Below are 15,154 nucleotides of genomic sequence, written 5' to 3'. Positions count from 1 at the left end.
GCGATCTCGTGCCCCGGACGCAGCGCAGCGCCCCCGGCGATGCGAAGCATCGTCCGGAGCGGTGCGCTGCAGAGCCGGGGCCCATGCATCAGCGATTGCCGTGGCTGCTGGGTCCCGGCTCTGCGCAGCAACGCCGTCAGCGCGTTTACGCGCGTCTTCAGCGCGCTATGGGCGTTGCAGCGCGTCCGGGACACGAGAGGACCAACCCTCCTTGTGCTGCTCTCTCCAATCACCCACACTCCCCATCACCCAACCAACCACAGGAATAAGACATGACCCGCGTTCGCTGTATCACCGAGATGGGCATGGGCGTCGACGTTCACGGCCGGGACGCCACCAAGGCGGCGAAGCGCGCGGTGTCGGACGCCATCAGGCATTCGAGCCTCGGCTTCTTCCGGATGATCGACAAGACCGCCAACGACATGTTCGTGGATGTCACGATCGCCGTGCCCAACCCCGAGGCGGTGGACAAGGACGCCGTTGCCAAGGAGCTGCCTTACGGCACGGTGACCGTGACTGCGGTCAAGGGCGGGCTCGAGATTCCCTCGGCCACGGAAGTGGCCAACGACCCCATCCTCATCGCCAATGCCGCCGTCATTGTCAGCTTCGAGAAGGACTAGGCCGGTGTCCGACAGCGATTTGGCGCTGCTGGATCGGCCGATCTGGAGCGCGCTGACGACCAGCCAAAAGTATCTGGCGGAAGGCGGCCCGCGGGCGCTGCGTTATCCCGTGGACATGACGCCGTTTGCCGACATGGCGGACATGTCGGCGGCAAGCTTTGCCGCGTTGGGTGATCTCCTGCCGGCTTCGCAAGTTGCCGCGCTGTTCACGCTGGACCCCGTGGATGTTCCCGCCGGCTTCAAGGTCGTGCTCTCGGAGACCGGCGAGCAGATGATCGGCTCGCCGGCCGACAGCCCGCTTCGCGATGCCGAGATCGTCACACTGGGCGCAGCCGACGTTCCCGCCATGATGGCGCTGACCGCGCTGACCAAGCCCGGCCCGTTTGCCGCGCGGACATACGAGCTCGGCACGTTCCTCGGCATTCGCGCAGGCAATGAGCTTGTCGCGATGGCCGGCGAACGGATGAAGCCGGGAAAGTTCGTGGAGATCACGGCGGTCTGTGTCCATCCCGATCACCGCGGCCGCGGCTATGCGCAGGCGCTGCTTGCGGCGATCGCGCGCCAGATCGAGGCGCGCAGTGAAATTCCGTTCCTGCACGTGTTCTCGAGCAATGCCTCGTCGATCGCGCTGTATCAGCGGCAGGGGATGACAATTCGCCGCCGCCTGCACGTCACCGCCCTGATGAAAGAGGGATGAGTGCGGCCCGCCGGGCTTCATATCCGGCGAATTCACGCTATATCGAGCCCAACCATAATTTGGGGGAAACACATGGACGCCAGAACACCGGATTTTTCCGCCGCACGGACGGCGATGCAGCGCTATGTCGACCAGGAGATCATTCCGGGCGCGTCCTGGGCCGTGCTGAAGGGCCGCGATGTCGTCGATCAGCAATGCGTCGGTTTCGCCGATCGCGAGGCGAAGAGCGCGCTCCGGCCCGACCACATTTTCCGCGCCTATTCCAACACCAAGATCTTCGTCACCTGCTCGATCATGCTGCTGGTCGAGGAGGGGCGCATCGGGCTCGATGACCCGGTCGAAAAAGTCCTGCCGCAGCTCGGCAATCGCAAGGTGCTCAAGCCGGGCGCTGCGAGCCTTGCCGACGTCGAGCCGGCGAAGGGCCCGATCACGATCCGCCAGCTCCTGACCCACACGTCGGGTCTCAGCTACGGCATCTTCGACCCCGGCTCGGTGCTGTTCAAGGGTTACAACGAAGCGCGCGTGCTCAATCCGCTGACGCCGCTGACCGACATGATCGACCAGCTCGCCGACCTGCCGCTGTCCTATCAACCCGGCACAGGCTGGGAATATTCGGTGGCGACCGATGTGCTCGGTCGTATCGTCGAAATCGTCTCCGGCAAGTCGCTCGACGCCTTTTTCAAGGAGCGCATTTTCGATCGGCTCGGGATGAGCGACACCGGCTTCCACGTGCCTGAGGCAGAGCAGGGCAGGCTGGTCGCGCTCTACACCGGCGCCGAAGTGCTCGATCCGATGAAGCCCGGCCTGACGCGGGCCGACAATCTGCCTTATCCGCAAGCCTATCGCCGTCCATTCCCGCGGTTGTCGGGCGGCGGTGGTCTCGTCTCGACCTTGCCTGACATGCTCGCACTGGTGCGTGCGCTGCTGCCCGGCTCGGATGCCCTGCTCAAGCCCGAGACGCTGCGGCAGATGATGACGAACCAGCTGGCCGCCGGGCAGACCATCCGTTTTGCCAATCTCGGGCCGATCCCCGGCAAGGGCTTTGGTCTCGGCGGCGCCGTCACCTTCGCCCCGACGCCGTTCGATCCGCCGAATTCGACCGGCGAGTTCCAGTGGGGCGGCCTTGCCGGCACCCATTGGTGGATCTGCCCGCAGGCCAACACGGCCGGCGTGCTGATGGCCCAGCGCCATATGGGCTTCTGGAATCCGTTCTTCTTCGAGTTCAAGCGCCTCGCCTACCAGGCGGTCGGCGCCTGATCCGCGAAGCGGGCACGTCAGGATCGAACGCGTGCCCAATTATCTCGGCCTTGATGGATTTCGCTTCGGCTGGGTCGCCGCGTGGATCGATGATCGCGGCGATCACGGCTTCGACTATTCGCCTGGCCTGACGCGCTTGCTCGCGTTGCCGCATGCGCGCGCGATGATCGACATGCCGATCGGGTTGAAGCCGAGCGGCTATCGTTGCTGCGACAAGGAGGCCCGGAAATTGGTCGGTCCTGCCGTGTTCCTCGGCGCGAGGCGCGACCTCTGGAAGTTCTCGGACATGGCGGCAGCCAATCGCCACTACTGGGAGCATGAAGGCAAGGGCATGGGCGTGTCCGCGCAGCTCTGGAACATCAGGGAGAAGATCAGAGACGTCGACGCGATCATGACGCCGGCGCGACAAGCGATTGTCGGCGAAGCGCATCCGGAATTGATTTTCTGGAATCTCGCCGGTCAGATCCGGCTCGCGCCGAAGACATCGCCGCACGGTCGCGAGCAGCGCATCGCACTGCTGGAGCAGCGCGAATTCACCCGCGTGCGGAAATGGCTGACAAGGCGTCACGGCACCGGCATCGGCCGCGACGATCTCATCGATGCCTGTGCCTGTGCGGTCGCGGCTCGCGACAGCACGCAACGTGTTGGTGGGGATGAGATCGATCCGCGCGGACTGCGGATGGAAATCAACTACTGAAGCTTGTGTCATGGCGCGCCTCGCCTAGATTAGATGCGCCTCAACTGCAAATCGAGGGTTGCCAATGTCTGATCTCTCCGCGTTTCCCATCACCAGACGCTGGCCGGCCGCGCATCCCGAGCTGCTTCAGCTCTATTCGCTGCCGACACCGAACGGCGTCAAGGTTTCGATCATGCTGGAGGAGATCGGATTGCCTTACGAAGTCCATCTCGTCGATTTCGGCAAGGACGACCAGAAGACGCCGGAATTCCTCTCGCTCAATCCGAACGGCAAGATCCCGGCGATCCTCGATCCCAACGGTCCCGGCGGCCGGCCGCTGCCGTTGTTCGAGTCCGGCGCGATCCTGCAATACCTCGCGGAGAAGACCGGCAAGCTTCTGCCCGAAGATGCCGCGCGCCGCTACCAGGCTATCCAGTGGGTGCATTTCCAGATGGGCGGCGTCGGGCCGATGTTCGGCCAGGTCGGCTTCTTCCACAAATTCGCCGGCAAGGATTTCGAGGACAAGCGGCCGCTCGAACGCTACGTGGGCGAGTCCAGGCGCCTGCTCGGCGTGATGGAGACGCATCTTGCGGGCCGGCAATGGTTCATGGATGACGACTACACCATCGCCGACATTTCCATGCTCGGCTGGGTGCGCAATCTCATCGGCTTCTATGGTGCCGGGGATCTCGTCGAATTCGGCCAGTTCAAATCGGTGGCCGCCTGGCTGGAGAGGGGCCTCGCGCGGCCGGCCGTGCAGCGCGGGCTGAACATTCCAAAGCGCCCGTGAACTAGAACAGCCGTCCGCCGTTCGGCACCGGTTTGCTCGGCTGCACCAGCACCACCTTTCCGTCGGCATCGGGAAAGCCGAGCGTCAGCACCTCCGAGACGACAGGGCCGATCTGGCGCGGCGGGAAATTGACGACCGCCGCGACCTGTTGTCCCACCAGCGTCTCCAGCGGATGATTCTCGGTGATCTGCGCCGAGCTCTTGCGCACCCCGATCGCGGGACCGAAGTCGATCCACAGCCGCCACGCCGGCTTGCGTGCCTCCGGGAACGGCTTCGCATCGACGATGGTGCCGACGCGGATATCGACCGCGAGGAAAGTGTTGAAGTCGATGGTCGGCGACGCGGCCGCGGCGGGATCGTGGGTGACGTGCATGGAATGTCCGTTCGGAGAGCTGGCTTGGTCCGCAATATTGTCGCGCGAACCGGAGTTTCGTACAACGCTGCGGTCACGATACGACGCATGCACGAGGAACCTCTTGCCCAACATCATCTACGGCATCAAGAACTGCGACACCATGAAGAAGGCACGCGCCTGGCTCGACACGGCCGGCGTCGCGTATCAATTCCACGACTACAAGACGGCGGGCATCGAGAAGGACAAGCTCAAGCAGTGGAGCGACAAGGTCGGCTGGGAGACGCTGCTCAATCGCGCCGGAACGACCTTCAAGAAACTGCCCGACGCCGACAAGGAGGGCCTTACCGAGAAAAAGGCGCTGGCGTTGATGCTAGCGCAACCATCGATGATCAAGCGGCCGGTGCTGGAAATCGGCGGCAAGCTCCTGGTCGGCTTCAAGCCGGACGTCTATGCCAAGGATGTCGGGACCAGATAGGTCGGCATCAGAACGCGCTGACGTTTAGTTCAGCTCGATGGTCTCGGGGGTGACGCTCGGACCGGACTGATCGGAGAATTCGACGACGTCCGCGGCCGCGATGCGGCCGGGCGCGCGATGGAAGAGGTCGTGATCGATCACCGCGCGCAGTTTCGGCCGAGGCAGCGCGTCATTTCCGCGCATCAGATTCTTGATCTCGAAGCCGCCGTCCTCGCAGAACGTCTTGAGCGAGGCGATGATGTGACAGACCTTGCCGTCGGTCTGGAACGGCAGCAGCAGCCGTTCATAGGCAACCACGCGGCCGTAGACGTCATCGACGTCGGCAACGCTGTAGACCGGAAGCCCGCGCGCCACGCATTCGTAATAGAACGGCATCACGAACGGCGCGAGCTTTGGCCCGATATAGTCGTCGAGCAGAACGCCCTTGCCGGTATGTCCATAGGCGCGCGAGATGCGCGTGCCTTCGCTCTGGATGGTGAGGCGCGGCGTCGGTGTCGAAATGTCCACAGTATAATAGATGAGATCGGACAGCTCTTCCTCGAGTCGCGCGGGCTGATATTCCCAGACCGCTGGCGCGGTCTGCGCGCGCGCAAAAAGTCGCAGCCATGTGTTCAGAAGATCACGCTGTCTGATCGACTTGACGACGGATGGAGCGGCGCTTGCAAAATCCAAGACAATATTCCCGGCGATAAAACGCGCACATCATCCTCGCTGCGGGAAAATTTTTGATGAAGGCTGGCGCGGGGGACGAAAGACCGTTAACGACAGCTTGATGACCGGTGCCCTGCGAACCGGGAGGCCGGGCAGGCGCGACATCAAAACACCTCCGACTAAGGGAGCATTCGTCTCCCGGCCGGAGGCCTGATCTGCTCAGCTTTCCGCCTTGCCTAACCCCCGTCACCTCCGGCATATTCCGCGCCCGGAGGCGGCGGTTCCGGGTGGGCTCCAGGGCCTCCGGAATGCCGAAGCAACCAAGGACAGCCACGCGTATAGCGCGAGCAGGGGGAAATCTGTTTGGCCGATGAGTTCATTCTCGAAACGGAAGGCTTGACCAAGGAGTTCGCGGGCTTCTTCGCCGTCCGCGACGTTGCGCTCAAGGTTCGCCGTGGGAGCATTCACGCGTTGATCGGCCCGAACGGGGCCGGCAAGACGACGTGCTTCAATCTTCTGACCAAGTTCCTCAAACCGTCTGCCGGAAAAATCCTGTACAAGGGACAGGATATTACCGCGATGGCGCCGGCAGACGTGGCCCGGATGGGGCTGGTCCGTTCATTCCAGATCTCCGCGGTGTTTCCGCATCTCACCGCGCTGGAGAACGTTCGTGTCGCGCTTCAGCGTCAGCAAGGCAGCTCCTTCGATTTCTGGCGTTCCAAATCCTCGCTCAACCGTTTCAACAACCGCGCGCAGGAGCTGTTGAACGACGTCGGCCTCAGCGAATTTGCCAATACGCCGGCCGTCGAGATGCCCTACGGGCGCAAACGCGCACTGGAGATCGCAACCACGCTGGCGCTCGACCCTGAGATGATGCTGCTGGACGAGCCGATGGCCGGCATGGGCCACGAGGACATCGACAAGATCGCCGCGCTGATCAAGCGGATCTCGGCGAAATATACAATCCTGATGGTCGAGCATAATTTGAGCGTCGTCGCCAATCTCTCCGACATCATCACCGTGCTGACGCGCGGGCAGGTGCTCGCGCAGGGCAATTACGCCGAGCTCACCAAGGACGAGCGCGTCAAGGAAGCCTATCTGGGAGCTGGTCATGGTTGAGACTGTGATTGCGGACGCCCCGGCAAAGGCCTCGACCGGAGGCAACATCCTCCAGGTGCGCAACCTGGAAGCCTGGTACGGCGAGTCCCACATCCTGCACGGGATCAATTTCGACGTGAACGCCGGCGAGGTCGTCACCCTGCTCGGGCGCAACGGCGCCGGCAAGACCACCACGCTGAAGTCGATCATGGGCATCATCGGCAAGCGCACCGGCTCGGTGAAGTTCAACAACCAGGACATCATTCGCGCGACTTCCGACAAGATCGCGCGGATGGGCATCGCGTTCTGCCCGGAAGAGCGTGGGATTTTCTCCAGTCTCGATGTGCGGGAGAATTTGTTGCTTCCGCCGGTGGTCCGCCCGGGCGGATTGCCGCTCGAGCAGATCTTCGACCTGTTTCCCAATCTGAAGGAACGTCTCAACAGCCAGGGCACGAAGCTGTCCGGCGGTGAGCAGCAGATGCTCGCGATCGCGCGCATCCTGCGCACCGGCGCGAGCTTCCTGATGCTGGACGAGCCGACCGAAGGTCTTGCGCCTGTCATCATCCAGCAGATCGGCCACACGATTGCGCGGCTCAAGAAGGAGGGCTTTACGATCCTCCTGGTCGAGCAGAACTTCCGCTTCGCATCGACCGTCGCCGACCGCTACTACGTGGTCGAGCATGGCAAGATCATTGACGGATTCTCCAATTCGGAGCTTGCCGCCAACATGGACAAGCTCCACACCTATCTCGGCGTCTAAGGGCGTCCAAGCGCTGAACGACCACGAGAATGTTTAAGAGGAAAGTAGCATGACAAAGTCGATTGCGTCGCTTCTGCTCGGCACGGCGTTGGCCGTCACCACGGCCGGCGTAGCCTTCGCGCAGGACAAGACCGTCAAGATCGGTGCGCTGTCCGATCAGTCCGGCCTCTATGCCGACCTCGGCGGTCCCGGCTCGACGCTCGCCGCCCAGATGGCCGTCGAAGATTCCGGCCTGGTGGGGAAGGGCTGGAAGATCGACATCATCTCGGGCGATCACCAGAACAAGCCCGACATCGGCACCGCGATCGCGCGGCAGTGGTTCGACGTCGACAAGGTCGATATCATCGTCGACGTGCCGAACTCGGGCGTGGCGCTCGCCGTCAACAACGTCATCAAGGAAAAGAACGGCGTCTACATCAATTCCGGTGCGGCGACCTCGGATCTCACCAACGCGCAGTGCTCGCCCAACACCGTGCACTGGACCTACGATACCTACATGCTGGCCCACACCACGGGCCAGGCACTGGTGAAGGCCGGCGGCGACACCTGGTTCTTCCTGACCGCGGACTACGCCTTCGGCGCGGCGCTCGAGCGCGACACCACAGCCGTGGTCACCGCCAATGGCGGCAAGGTGATCGGCGGCGTCAAGCATCCGCTCAATACGCCGGACTTCTCCTCGTTCCTGCTCCAGGCGCAGGCGTCCAAGGCCAAGATCATCGGCCTTGCCAACGCGGGCGGCGACACCACCAATTCGATCAAGCAGGCGGCCGAGTTCGGCATCGTCAAGGGCGGGCAGAAGCTGGCGGCGCTGCTGCTGTTCCTCACCGACGTCAAGGCGATCGGCCTTGAGACCGCGCAGGGCCTCAACTTCACCGAGACGTTCTACTGGGACATGAACGACCAGACCCGCGCCTTCTCCAAGAAATTCTCGGAGAAGATGAAGAACGGCGCGATGCCGACCATGGTGCAGGCGGGCGTCTATGCCGGCGTGCGCCACTATCTCAAGGCGCTGGAGGCGCTCGGCGGCAATCCTCATGACGGCGTCAAGGTGGTCGAGAAGATGAAGTCGATGCCGACCGAAGACGATTTGTTCGGCAAGGGCGAGATCCAGCCGAACGGCCGCACCATCCACAGCGCCTATCTGTTCGAGGTGAAGAAGCCCTCCGAGTCCAAGGGACCGTGGGACTTCTACAAGCTGGTTGGCACGGTGTCGGGCGACCAGGCCTTCACGCCGCTCTCCGAGAGCAAGTGCGCGCTGCTTAAGAAGTAAGACCAACAGCCCGCCGGCTCGGAGCCGGCGGGCGTTCTAGGGAACGCCGAAGGGACCGGGTGCGGGATCGATGCAGGCTCTTTACGCTCAGCTACTGGTGGGACTGATCAACGGCTCGTTTTACGCGCTGCTCAGTCTCGGGCTCGCCGTGATCTTCGGCATGCTCAACATCATCAATTTCGCCCATGGCGCGGTCTACATGATGGGCGCCTTCGTCGCCTATTTTCTGTTGAACCTCGGCGGCATCAATTACTGGTGGGCGCTGCTGATCGCGCCGATCATCGTCGGTATCTTCGGCATGATCCTGGAACGGACCATGCTGCAATGGCTGACCGGGCTCGATCATCTCTACGGCCTGCTGCTGACCTTCGGCATCGCCTTGATCGTGCAGGGCGTGTTCCAGAACTACTTCGGCTCCTCCGGCCTGCCTTACGCCATTCCGGACCAGCTCAAGGGCGGCATGAATCTCGGCTTCATGTTCCTGCCCGTCTATCGCGGCTGGGTCGTCATATTCTCGCTGGTGGTGTGTATCGCCACCTGGTTCCTGATCGAGAAGACGCGGCTCGGCGCATACCTGCGCGCCGCCACTGAAAATCCGACGCTGGTGCGGGCCTTCGGCGTCAACGTGCCGCGCATGATCACGCTGACCTACGGTCTGGGCGTCGGCCTTGCCGCGCTCGCCGGCGTGCTCTCGGCGCCGATCAACCAGGTGCGGCCCCTGATGGGCGCAGACCTCATCATCGTGGTGTTCGCGGTGGTCGTGATCGGCGGCATGGGATCGATCATGGGCTCCATCATCACCGGCTTCGCGCTCGGTGTGATCGAGGGCCTGACCAAGTATTTCTACCCCGAGGCCTCCAACACCGTCGTGTTCGTGCTGATGGTGCTGGTGCTCTTGGTGAAGCCAACGGGATTGACGGGAAGGGCGGCCTGATATGACAGCCTTGACGGACGACACGCTGCCGGTGCCCCCGCGCGCCATTCGCGATGAGATGATCGCGTTCGTGCTGATGGCCCTGTTGCTGGCCGCGGTGCCATTTAGCGGCATCTACCCGTTCTTCGTGATGCAGGCGCTGTGCTTCGCGCTGCTCGCCTGCGCGTTCAATCTTCTGATCGGCTATGGCGGCCTGCTGTCGTTTGGGCATGCGATGTTCTTGGGCACGGCCGGCTATTGCAGCGCGCATGCGCTGAAAGTGTGGGCGCTGCCGCCGGAGCTCGGCATCCTCGTCGGCGTCGCTGGTGCCTTCGTGCTCTCGCTCATCACCGGCTACATCTCGATCCGCCGCCAGGGCATCTACTTCTCGATGATCACGCTGGCGCTGTCGCAACTCCTTTACTTTATCTATCTCCAGGCACCGTTCACCCATGGTGAAGACGGCATCCAGGGCATCCCGCAAGGGCACATGTTCGGCGTGTTCGATCTCTCCAAGCCGACGACCCTGTACTACGTCGTACTGGTCGGCTTCCTCGCCGGCTTCCTTCTGATCTACCGCATCATCAACTCGCCGTTCGGCGAGGTGCTGAAGGCGATCCGCGAGAACGAGCCGCGCGCGATCTCGCTCGGCTACCGGACCGACCAGTACAAGTTCCTGGCGTTCGTCCTGTCGGGCACGCTCGCCGGCTTTGCCGGTTCGCTGAAAGTGTTCGTGGCGCAGAACGCCTCGCTCACCGACGTGCACTGGTCGATGTCGGGCGAGGTCGTGCTGATGACGCTGGTCGGCGGTCTCGGCACCATCTTCGGTCCCGTGGTCGGCGCCTTCGCGATCATCGCCATGCAGCAATATCTGGCGGGGTTCGGCCAGTGGGTGACGGTGATCCAGGGCTCGATCTTCGTGGTCTGCGTGCTCACCTTCCGCCGTGGCGTCATCGGTGAAATCGCGCATTACTTCCGGCGCTCGCTCTAAATCTTTGATATCGCACCAATTTAATTGGTGCGTGAAAGCGGTGGATGATCCGGCTCCGCGGGCGTGAGGTGGCACGCGCGCGGAATGAAAATGGCCTATGACAGTTTTGTGGCGGCCTATTCGGGCCGGGCCATTTCCAACCGGTAGACTATTCCATGATGCGATGGTTTCGCGCTTTCCTGCCCAAGGAAGAACGGTTCTTCGACCTGTTCGACCGCCACGCCAAGACCGTGATCCAGGGTTCGATCGCGCTTCAGGGCATGCTCAACGGGGGTGAGGAGACGCCGGTCTACTGTCAGCGCGTCAACCAGTTCGAGAACGACGCCGACAACATCACCCGTGAAGTGCTGACGGCGGTGCGCCGCACCTTCATCACCCCGTTCGATCGCGGCGACATCAAGAACCTCATCACGTCGATGGACGATGCGATCGACCAGATGCAGCAGACCGCCAAGGCCGTGATGCTGTTCGAGGTCCGCACTTTCGAGCCGCCGATGCGCGAGATCGGCGGGCTCCTGATCGAATGCGCCAATCTGGTCGGCCGCGCGCTGCCGCTGATGCAGGAGATCGGCAAGAACGTCGCCATGCTGACCGCGATTACGGAAGAACTGACCAAGCTTGAGGGCCGGGTCGACGACCTCCACGACATCGGGATGAAGGAGCTGTTCCTGAAGCATCGCGACGGCAGCGCGATGGATTTCATCGTCGGCGTCGAGATCTACGATCACCTCGAAAAGGTGGCCGACCGTTTCGACGACGTCGCGAACGAGATCAACAGCATCGTCATCGAGCAAGTGTAGGGCAGGGGCCGCGCCGTGGATGCTGCGTTGGGTCTTCCCGTCCTGGTCGGATTGATTGCCGTCGCGCTGCTGTTCGATTTCCTGAACGGCCTGCACGATGCCGCCAATTCGATCGCGACCATCGTTTCCACCCGGGTGCTGCGGCCGCAATTTGCGGTGTTCTGGGCTGCTTTCTTCAATTTCGTTGCCTTCATGGTGTTCGGGCTGCACGTCGCCCAGACCATCGGCACCGGCATCATCGATCCCGCGATCGTCGATGCGCAGGTGATCTTCGCAGCCCTCGTCGGCGCCATCGTCTGGAACCTCGTGACCTGGGCGCTCGGCATCCCGTCATCATCGTCGCACGCGCTGATCGGCGGCTTGTTCGGTGCTGGCGTCGCCAAGGCCGGGGTTTCGGCGGCGGTCTGGAGCGGATTGTCCAAGACGGTGATCGCGATCGTGCTGTCTCCGTTGGTCGGATTCCTGCTCGCGATGGTGCTGGTGGCGATCGTGTCCTGGGCGTCGGTACGGTCGACGCCGTTCGCGGTCGACCGTGCCTTCCGCATCCTGCAGTTCGCCTCTGCCTCGCTCTATTCGCTCGGCCATGGCGGCAATGATGCGCAGAAGACCATGGGCATCATTGCCGTACTGCTCTATTCGCAGGGCCAACTCGGCGGCGAATTCTTCGTGCCATTCTGGGTCGTGCTGTCGTGCCAGGCGGCGATGGCGATGGGGACGCTGATGGGCGGTTGGCGCATCGTGCGCACGATGGGATTGCGCATTACCAAGCTGACGCCGATGCAGGGCTTTTGCGCCGAAACCGGCGGCGCCGCCACGCTGTTCATGGCGACCTTCCTCGGGGTTCCCGTCTCGACCACCCATACCATCACCGGCGCCATCGTCGGTGTCGGCGCGGCCCGCCGCCTCTCGGCGGTGCGCTGGAACGTCGCCAGCTCGATCGTCTATGCCTGGGTGATCACGATGCCGGCCTCGGCGATCGTCGCGGCTCTGACCTGGTGGGCGGTCAAGATCTTCGTCAGGTGACGAGCTTCAGTCCGACAATGCCGGCGACGATCAATCCGATGCTGGCGAGGCGGAGCGCCGTGGCAGGCTCGCCGAACAGGACGATGCCGAGCGCCGCGGTGCCGACCGCGCCGATCCCGGTCCAGACCGCATAGGCGGTTCCAATCGGCAGCGATTTGAGGGCGAGGCCGAGCAGGATGACGCTGCCGGCCATAGCTGCGAGCGTGAGAACCGAAGGAACAAGCCTGGTAAAGCCCTCGGTGTATTTGAGGCCGATCGCCCAGGCGATTTCCAGTAGACCGGCGACGAACAGGATGCTCCAGGCCATGGCGACCCTCCATTCAAGGCAGGGTCGTCCCCGCGGCTGATATGCTGATGAGCGGGCGGGTCGTCCTTCCCAAAGCCGATATGGGGCTGGCCGGAAGGCTCCGCAATCACCATATGAGGCTTGATCCAGCCCATTTTCCCTGCCAAACGCTGCCGCCATGTCCGACATCGCCACGACCACAGCCGAATCGCCGGCCCGTTCCCCGCTTGCCGCTGAAGTGGCGCGGCGGCGGACCTTTGCGATCATCTCGCATCCGGACGCCGGCAAGACCACGCTGACCGAAAAGCTGCTGCTGTTCGGCGGCGCCATCAATCTGGCCGGCCAGGTCAAGGCCAAGGGCGAGCGGCGCAACACGCGCTCGGACTGGATGAAGATCGAGCGCGAGCGCGGCATCTCGGTCGTGACCTCGGTCATGACCTTCGAGTTCGAGGGGCTCGTGTTCAACCTGCTGGACACGCCGGGCCACGAGGACTTTTCGGAAGACACCTATCGCACGCTGACGGCGGTCGACTCCGCCGTCATGGTGATCGACGCCGCCAAGGGTATCGAAGCGCGCACCCGAAAGCTGTTCGAGGTCTGCCGCCTGCGCGACATCCCGATCATCACCTTCATCAACAAGATGGACCGCGAGAGCCGCGACGTCTTCGAACTGCTCGACGAGATCGAGAAGACGCTGGCGCTCGATACCACGCCGATGACCTGGCCGGTTGGCCGCGGCCGCGACTTCCTCGGTACCTATGACGTGGTCAATGGCGGCGTGCGCCTGCTCGAAGGCGGCGGTGCCAAGACCGGCGCGGCACAGCAGATCGAGATCGCCGAACTTGGCAAGCTCAATGCCAACCTCGACGTCGGAGCGGTGAAGGACGAGCTCGAGCTCGTCACCGCCGCCTCGAAACCGTTCGAGCTCGGCGCGTTTCGCGAGGGCCATCTGACGCCGGTCTATTTCGGCAGCGCGCTGCGTAATTTCGGCGTCGGCGACCTCCTGGAAGGCCTCGGCAAGTTCGCGCCCGAGCCGCGGGCGCAGGAGAGCGACCAGCGCAGGGTCGAAGCCACCGACCCGCGCATGAGCGCCTTCGTGTTCAAGATCCAGGCGAACATGGATCCGAACCACCGCGACCGCATCGCTTTCGCGCGGCTTTGTTCCGGCAAGCTCACCCGCGGCATGAAGGCGAAACTGGTGCGCACCGGCAAGAGTATGCCGCTGTCGAGCCCGCAATTCTTCTTCGCGCAGGACCGCTCGGTCGCGGATGAGGCCTTTGCCGGCGACGTCGTCGGCATTCCAAATCACGGCACGTTGCGTATCGGCGATACGCTGACCGACGGCGAGGATTTCAACTTCGTCGGGGTCCCGAGCTTCGCGCCGGAAATCGTCCGCCGGGTGCGTCTCACCGACGCGATGAAGGCCAAGAAGCTGAAGGAAGCGCTCCAGCAAATGTCGGAAGAGGGCGTGGTGCAGGTGTTCCGCCCGCGCGATGGTGCGCCTGCGCTCGTCGGCGTCGTCGGCGCGCTGCAGCTCGACGTGCTGAAGGCGCGGCTGGAGGCCGAGTATTCGCTGCCGGTCGAGTTCGAGGTCAGCGAGTTTCAGCTCGCGCGCTGGGTCTCCTCGGAGGATCGCAAGAAGCTCGACACCTTCCTCGCCGCGAACACGTCCAGCATTGCGGACGACGTCGACGGTGACCCCGTCTATCTCGCGCGAAACGAGTTTTATCTCGGCTACGCCAGGGAACGCGCCGAGGGGATCGAGTTCACCAACGTCAAGGACGTCAAGAAGAAGGGGTGAGGCACGCTCCATCCTGCGGTCGAGCGCGAGCATGTGAACGCCCGCGGGCTTGACGCGCTCCTGGGCGATGTCACGTTTCAGCCCTGTGGCATCGTGAGCTCGCATCATGTGGCGCGGCATCCTCGTCTTTCTCTTGCTGTCGATCCCGTCGGTCGCTGCCGAGGCGCGCCCTCGGCAGATCAACCCGATCCCGTTTGCGCACGAGCCATGCAGCGTGCTCGATAACCGGCCCTGCACACCGTCCTATTGCAGTCCGCTCGAGCCCGGCCCCTGCATTCCCGAGATCGACTATCCCTATGGGGAGAACCTCCAGCTTACGATCGAGAGTGTGCCGAAGGACTCCGACCGCGCCAAATACCAGAAGCCCGATCACGATCTCGATACGATCGGCGATCTCTTCGCCGAGCTACGCACCTGCTGGTCGCCACCATCAGACCATGCCAGCGCGGGCATGCAGATGTCGGTGCGCTTCAGCTTCAACAAGGCAGGCGGCCTGATTGGTCCGCCGCGCCTGACCTTTGCGACCGCGGGTGTCCCCGCCGATACCCGAACCACCTATCTCAACGCGATCAATGCGTCGCTGAACGCCTGCCTGCCGCTCAAATTCACTGGCGGACTCGGCGGCGCGCTGGCCGGGCGGCCGATCGCGATCCGCTATGTCGACAATCGGGAGCTGGGCAAGTAGCGCATT

General features: G+C 63.2%; 18 protein-coding genes. 15 read left to right on the top strand and 3 right to left on the bottom strand.

Features of this window, described 5'->3' with window-relative positions; all coding sequences use genetic code 11:
- The first annotated feature begins 272 nt into the window (after positions 1 to 272).
- From F8237_RS01480 to F8237_RS01460, 5 genes are all read left to right on the top strand, one after another.
- Positions 273 to 620: a Lin0512 family protein gene (locus F8237_RS01480; protein WP_151642069.1), complete on the top strand. Its 348-nt coding sequence runs from the start codon at positions 273 to 275 to the stop codon at positions 618 to 620.
- A 4-nt stretch (positions 621 to 624) separates the two neighbouring features.
- Complete coding sequence (locus F8237_RS01475; protein ID WP_162005833.1) at positions 625 to 1,317, top strand: GNAT family N-acetyltransferase; 693 nt, start codon at positions 625 to 627, stop codon at positions 1,315 to 1,317.
- A 72-nt stretch (positions 1,318 to 1,389) separates the two neighbouring features.
- On the top strand, positions 1,390 to 2,574 hold the full coding sequence (locus tag F8237_RS01470; protein ID WP_151642067.1) for a serine hydrolase domain-containing protein: 1,185 nt from the start codon (positions 1,390 to 1,392) through the stop codon (positions 2,572 to 2,574).
- A gap of 31 nt (positions 2,575 to 2,605) precedes the next feature.
- A complete protein-coding gene (locus tag F8237_RS01465; RefSeq protein ID WP_151642066.1) occupies positions 2,606 to 3,271 on the top strand; it encodes a DUF429 domain-containing protein in 666 nt (221 codons plus the stop codon).
- Positions 3,272 to 3,335: 64 nt separating this feature from the next.
- The gene (locus F8237_RS01460; protein WP_151642065.1) at positions 3,336 to 4,040 is read left to right on the top strand and encodes a glutathione S-transferase family protein; all 705 of its coding nucleotides are present in this window, start codon (positions 3,336 to 3,338) and stop codon (positions 4,038 to 4,040) included.
- Between the two features lies 1 nt (position 4,041).
- On the opposite strand, the gene F8237_RS01455 is transcribed toward F8237_RS01460, so the two are convergent.
- Positions 4,042 to 4,413: a tRNA-binding protein gene (locus F8237_RS01455; RefSeq protein ID WP_151642064.1), complete on the bottom strand. Its 372-nt coding sequence runs from the start codon at positions 4,411 to 4,413 to the stop codon at positions 4,042 to 4,044.
- A gap of 103 nt (positions 4,414 to 4,516) precedes the next feature.
- Here F8237_RS01455 and F8237_RS01450 point away from each other — a divergent pair, with 103 nt between their 5' ends.
- Positions 4,517 to 4,870 (top strand): ArsC family reductase, encoded by a 354-nt coding sequence (locus F8237_RS01450; RefSeq protein ID WP_151642063.1) that lies wholly within the window; start codon positions 4,517 to 4,519, stop codon positions 4,868 to 4,870.
- Between the two features lie 24 nt (positions 4,871 to 4,894).
- On the opposite strand, the gene F8237_RS01445 is transcribed toward F8237_RS01450, so the two are convergent.
- Complete coding sequence (locus F8237_RS01445) at positions 4,895 to 5,542, bottom strand: hypothetical protein (RefSeq protein WP_167527457.1); 648 nt, start codon at positions 5,540 to 5,542, stop codon at positions 4,895 to 4,897.
- A 342-nt stretch (positions 5,543 to 5,884) separates the two neighbouring features.
- Between F8237_RS01445 and F8237_RS01440 the strand changes: the two genes are divergently transcribed.
- The 7 genes from F8237_RS01440 (at position 5,885) to F8237_RS01410 (ending at position 12,376) form a co-directional block, all read left to right on the top strand.
- Positions 5,885 to 6,640: an ABC transporter ATP-binding protein gene (locus tag F8237_RS01440; RefSeq protein ID WP_151642061.1), complete on the top strand. Its 756-nt coding sequence runs from the start codon at positions 5,885 to 5,887 to the stop codon at positions 6,638 to 6,640.
- Entirely contained in the window at positions 6,633 to 7,379 is a 747-nt protein-coding gene (locus F8237_RS01435) for an ABC transporter ATP-binding protein (protein ID WP_151642060.1), read from the top strand. Before F8237_RS01440 ends, F8237_RS01435 begins: the two co-directional genes overlap by 8 nt.
- A gap of 49 nt (positions 7,380 to 7,428) precedes the next feature.
- Positions 7,429 to 8,649, top strand: a complete 1,221-nt coding sequence (locus F8237_RS01430; protein ID WP_151642059.1) for an ABC transporter substrate-binding protein — start codon at positions 7,429 to 7,431, stop codon at positions 8,647 to 8,649.
- Positions 8,650 to 8,719: 70 nt separating this feature from the next.
- Positions 8,720 to 9,583 carry a branched-chain amino acid ABC transporter permease gene (locus F8237_RS01425; protein ID WP_015686697.1) on the top strand — a complete coding sequence of 288 codons (864 nt, stop codon included), beginning with the start codon at positions 8,720 to 8,722 and terminating at the stop codon, positions 9,581 to 9,583.
- Between the two features lies 1 nt (position 9,584).
- Positions 9,585 to 10,553 carry a branched-chain amino acid ABC transporter permease gene (locus F8237_RS01420; RefSeq protein ID WP_151642058.1) on the top strand — a complete coding sequence of 323 codons (969 nt, stop codon included), beginning with the start codon at positions 9,585 to 9,587 and terminating at the stop codon, positions 10,551 to 10,553.
- A 155-nt stretch (positions 10,554 to 10,708) separates the two neighbouring features.
- Positions 10,709 to 11,353 carry a DUF47 domain-containing protein gene (locus tag F8237_RS01415; protein WP_015686695.1) on the top strand — a complete coding sequence of 215 codons (645 nt, stop codon included), beginning with the start codon at positions 10,709 to 10,711 and terminating at the stop codon, positions 11,351 to 11,353.
- A 15-nt stretch (positions 11,354 to 11,368) separates the two neighbouring features.
- Positions 11,369 to 12,376: an inorganic phosphate transporter gene (locus F8237_RS01410; RefSeq protein ID WP_151642057.1), complete on the top strand. Its 1,008-nt coding sequence runs from the start codon at positions 11,369 to 11,371 to the stop codon at positions 12,374 to 12,376.
- Here the strand turns inward: F8237_RS01410 and sugE are convergent.
- On the bottom strand, positions 12,369 to 12,683 hold the full coding sequence (sugE, locus tag F8237_RS01405; RefSeq protein WP_151642056.1) for a quaternary ammonium compound efflux SMR transporter SugE: 315 nt from the start codon (positions 12,681 to 12,683) through the stop codon (positions 12,369 to 12,371). The genes F8237_RS01410 and sugE overlap by 8 nt on opposite strands.
- 157 nt (positions 12,684 to 12,840) lie before the next feature.
- On the opposite strand from sugE, the gene F8237_RS01400 reads away from it, so the two are divergent.
- Positions 12,841 to 14,463: a peptide chain release factor 3 gene (locus tag F8237_RS01400; RefSeq protein WP_151642055.1), complete on the top strand. Its 1,623-nt coding sequence runs from the start codon at positions 12,841 to 12,843 to the stop codon at positions 14,461 to 14,463.
- A gap of 106 nt (positions 14,464 to 14,569) precedes the next feature.
- Positions 14,570 to 15,148: a hypothetical protein gene (locus F8237_RS01395; protein WP_151642054.1), complete on the top strand. Its 579-nt coding sequence runs from the start codon at positions 14,570 to 14,572 to the stop codon at positions 15,146 to 15,148.
- Positions 15,149 to 15,154: the final 6 nt, after the last annotated feature.

The sequence above is a fragment of the Bradyrhizobium betae genome (assembly GCF_008932115.1).
Taxonomy (GTDB): Bacteria; Pseudomonadota; Alphaproteobacteria; order Rhizobiales; family Xanthobacteraceae; genus Bradyrhizobium; species Bradyrhizobium betae.
This window is presented reverse-complemented; position numbering and strand designations above follow the sequence as displayed.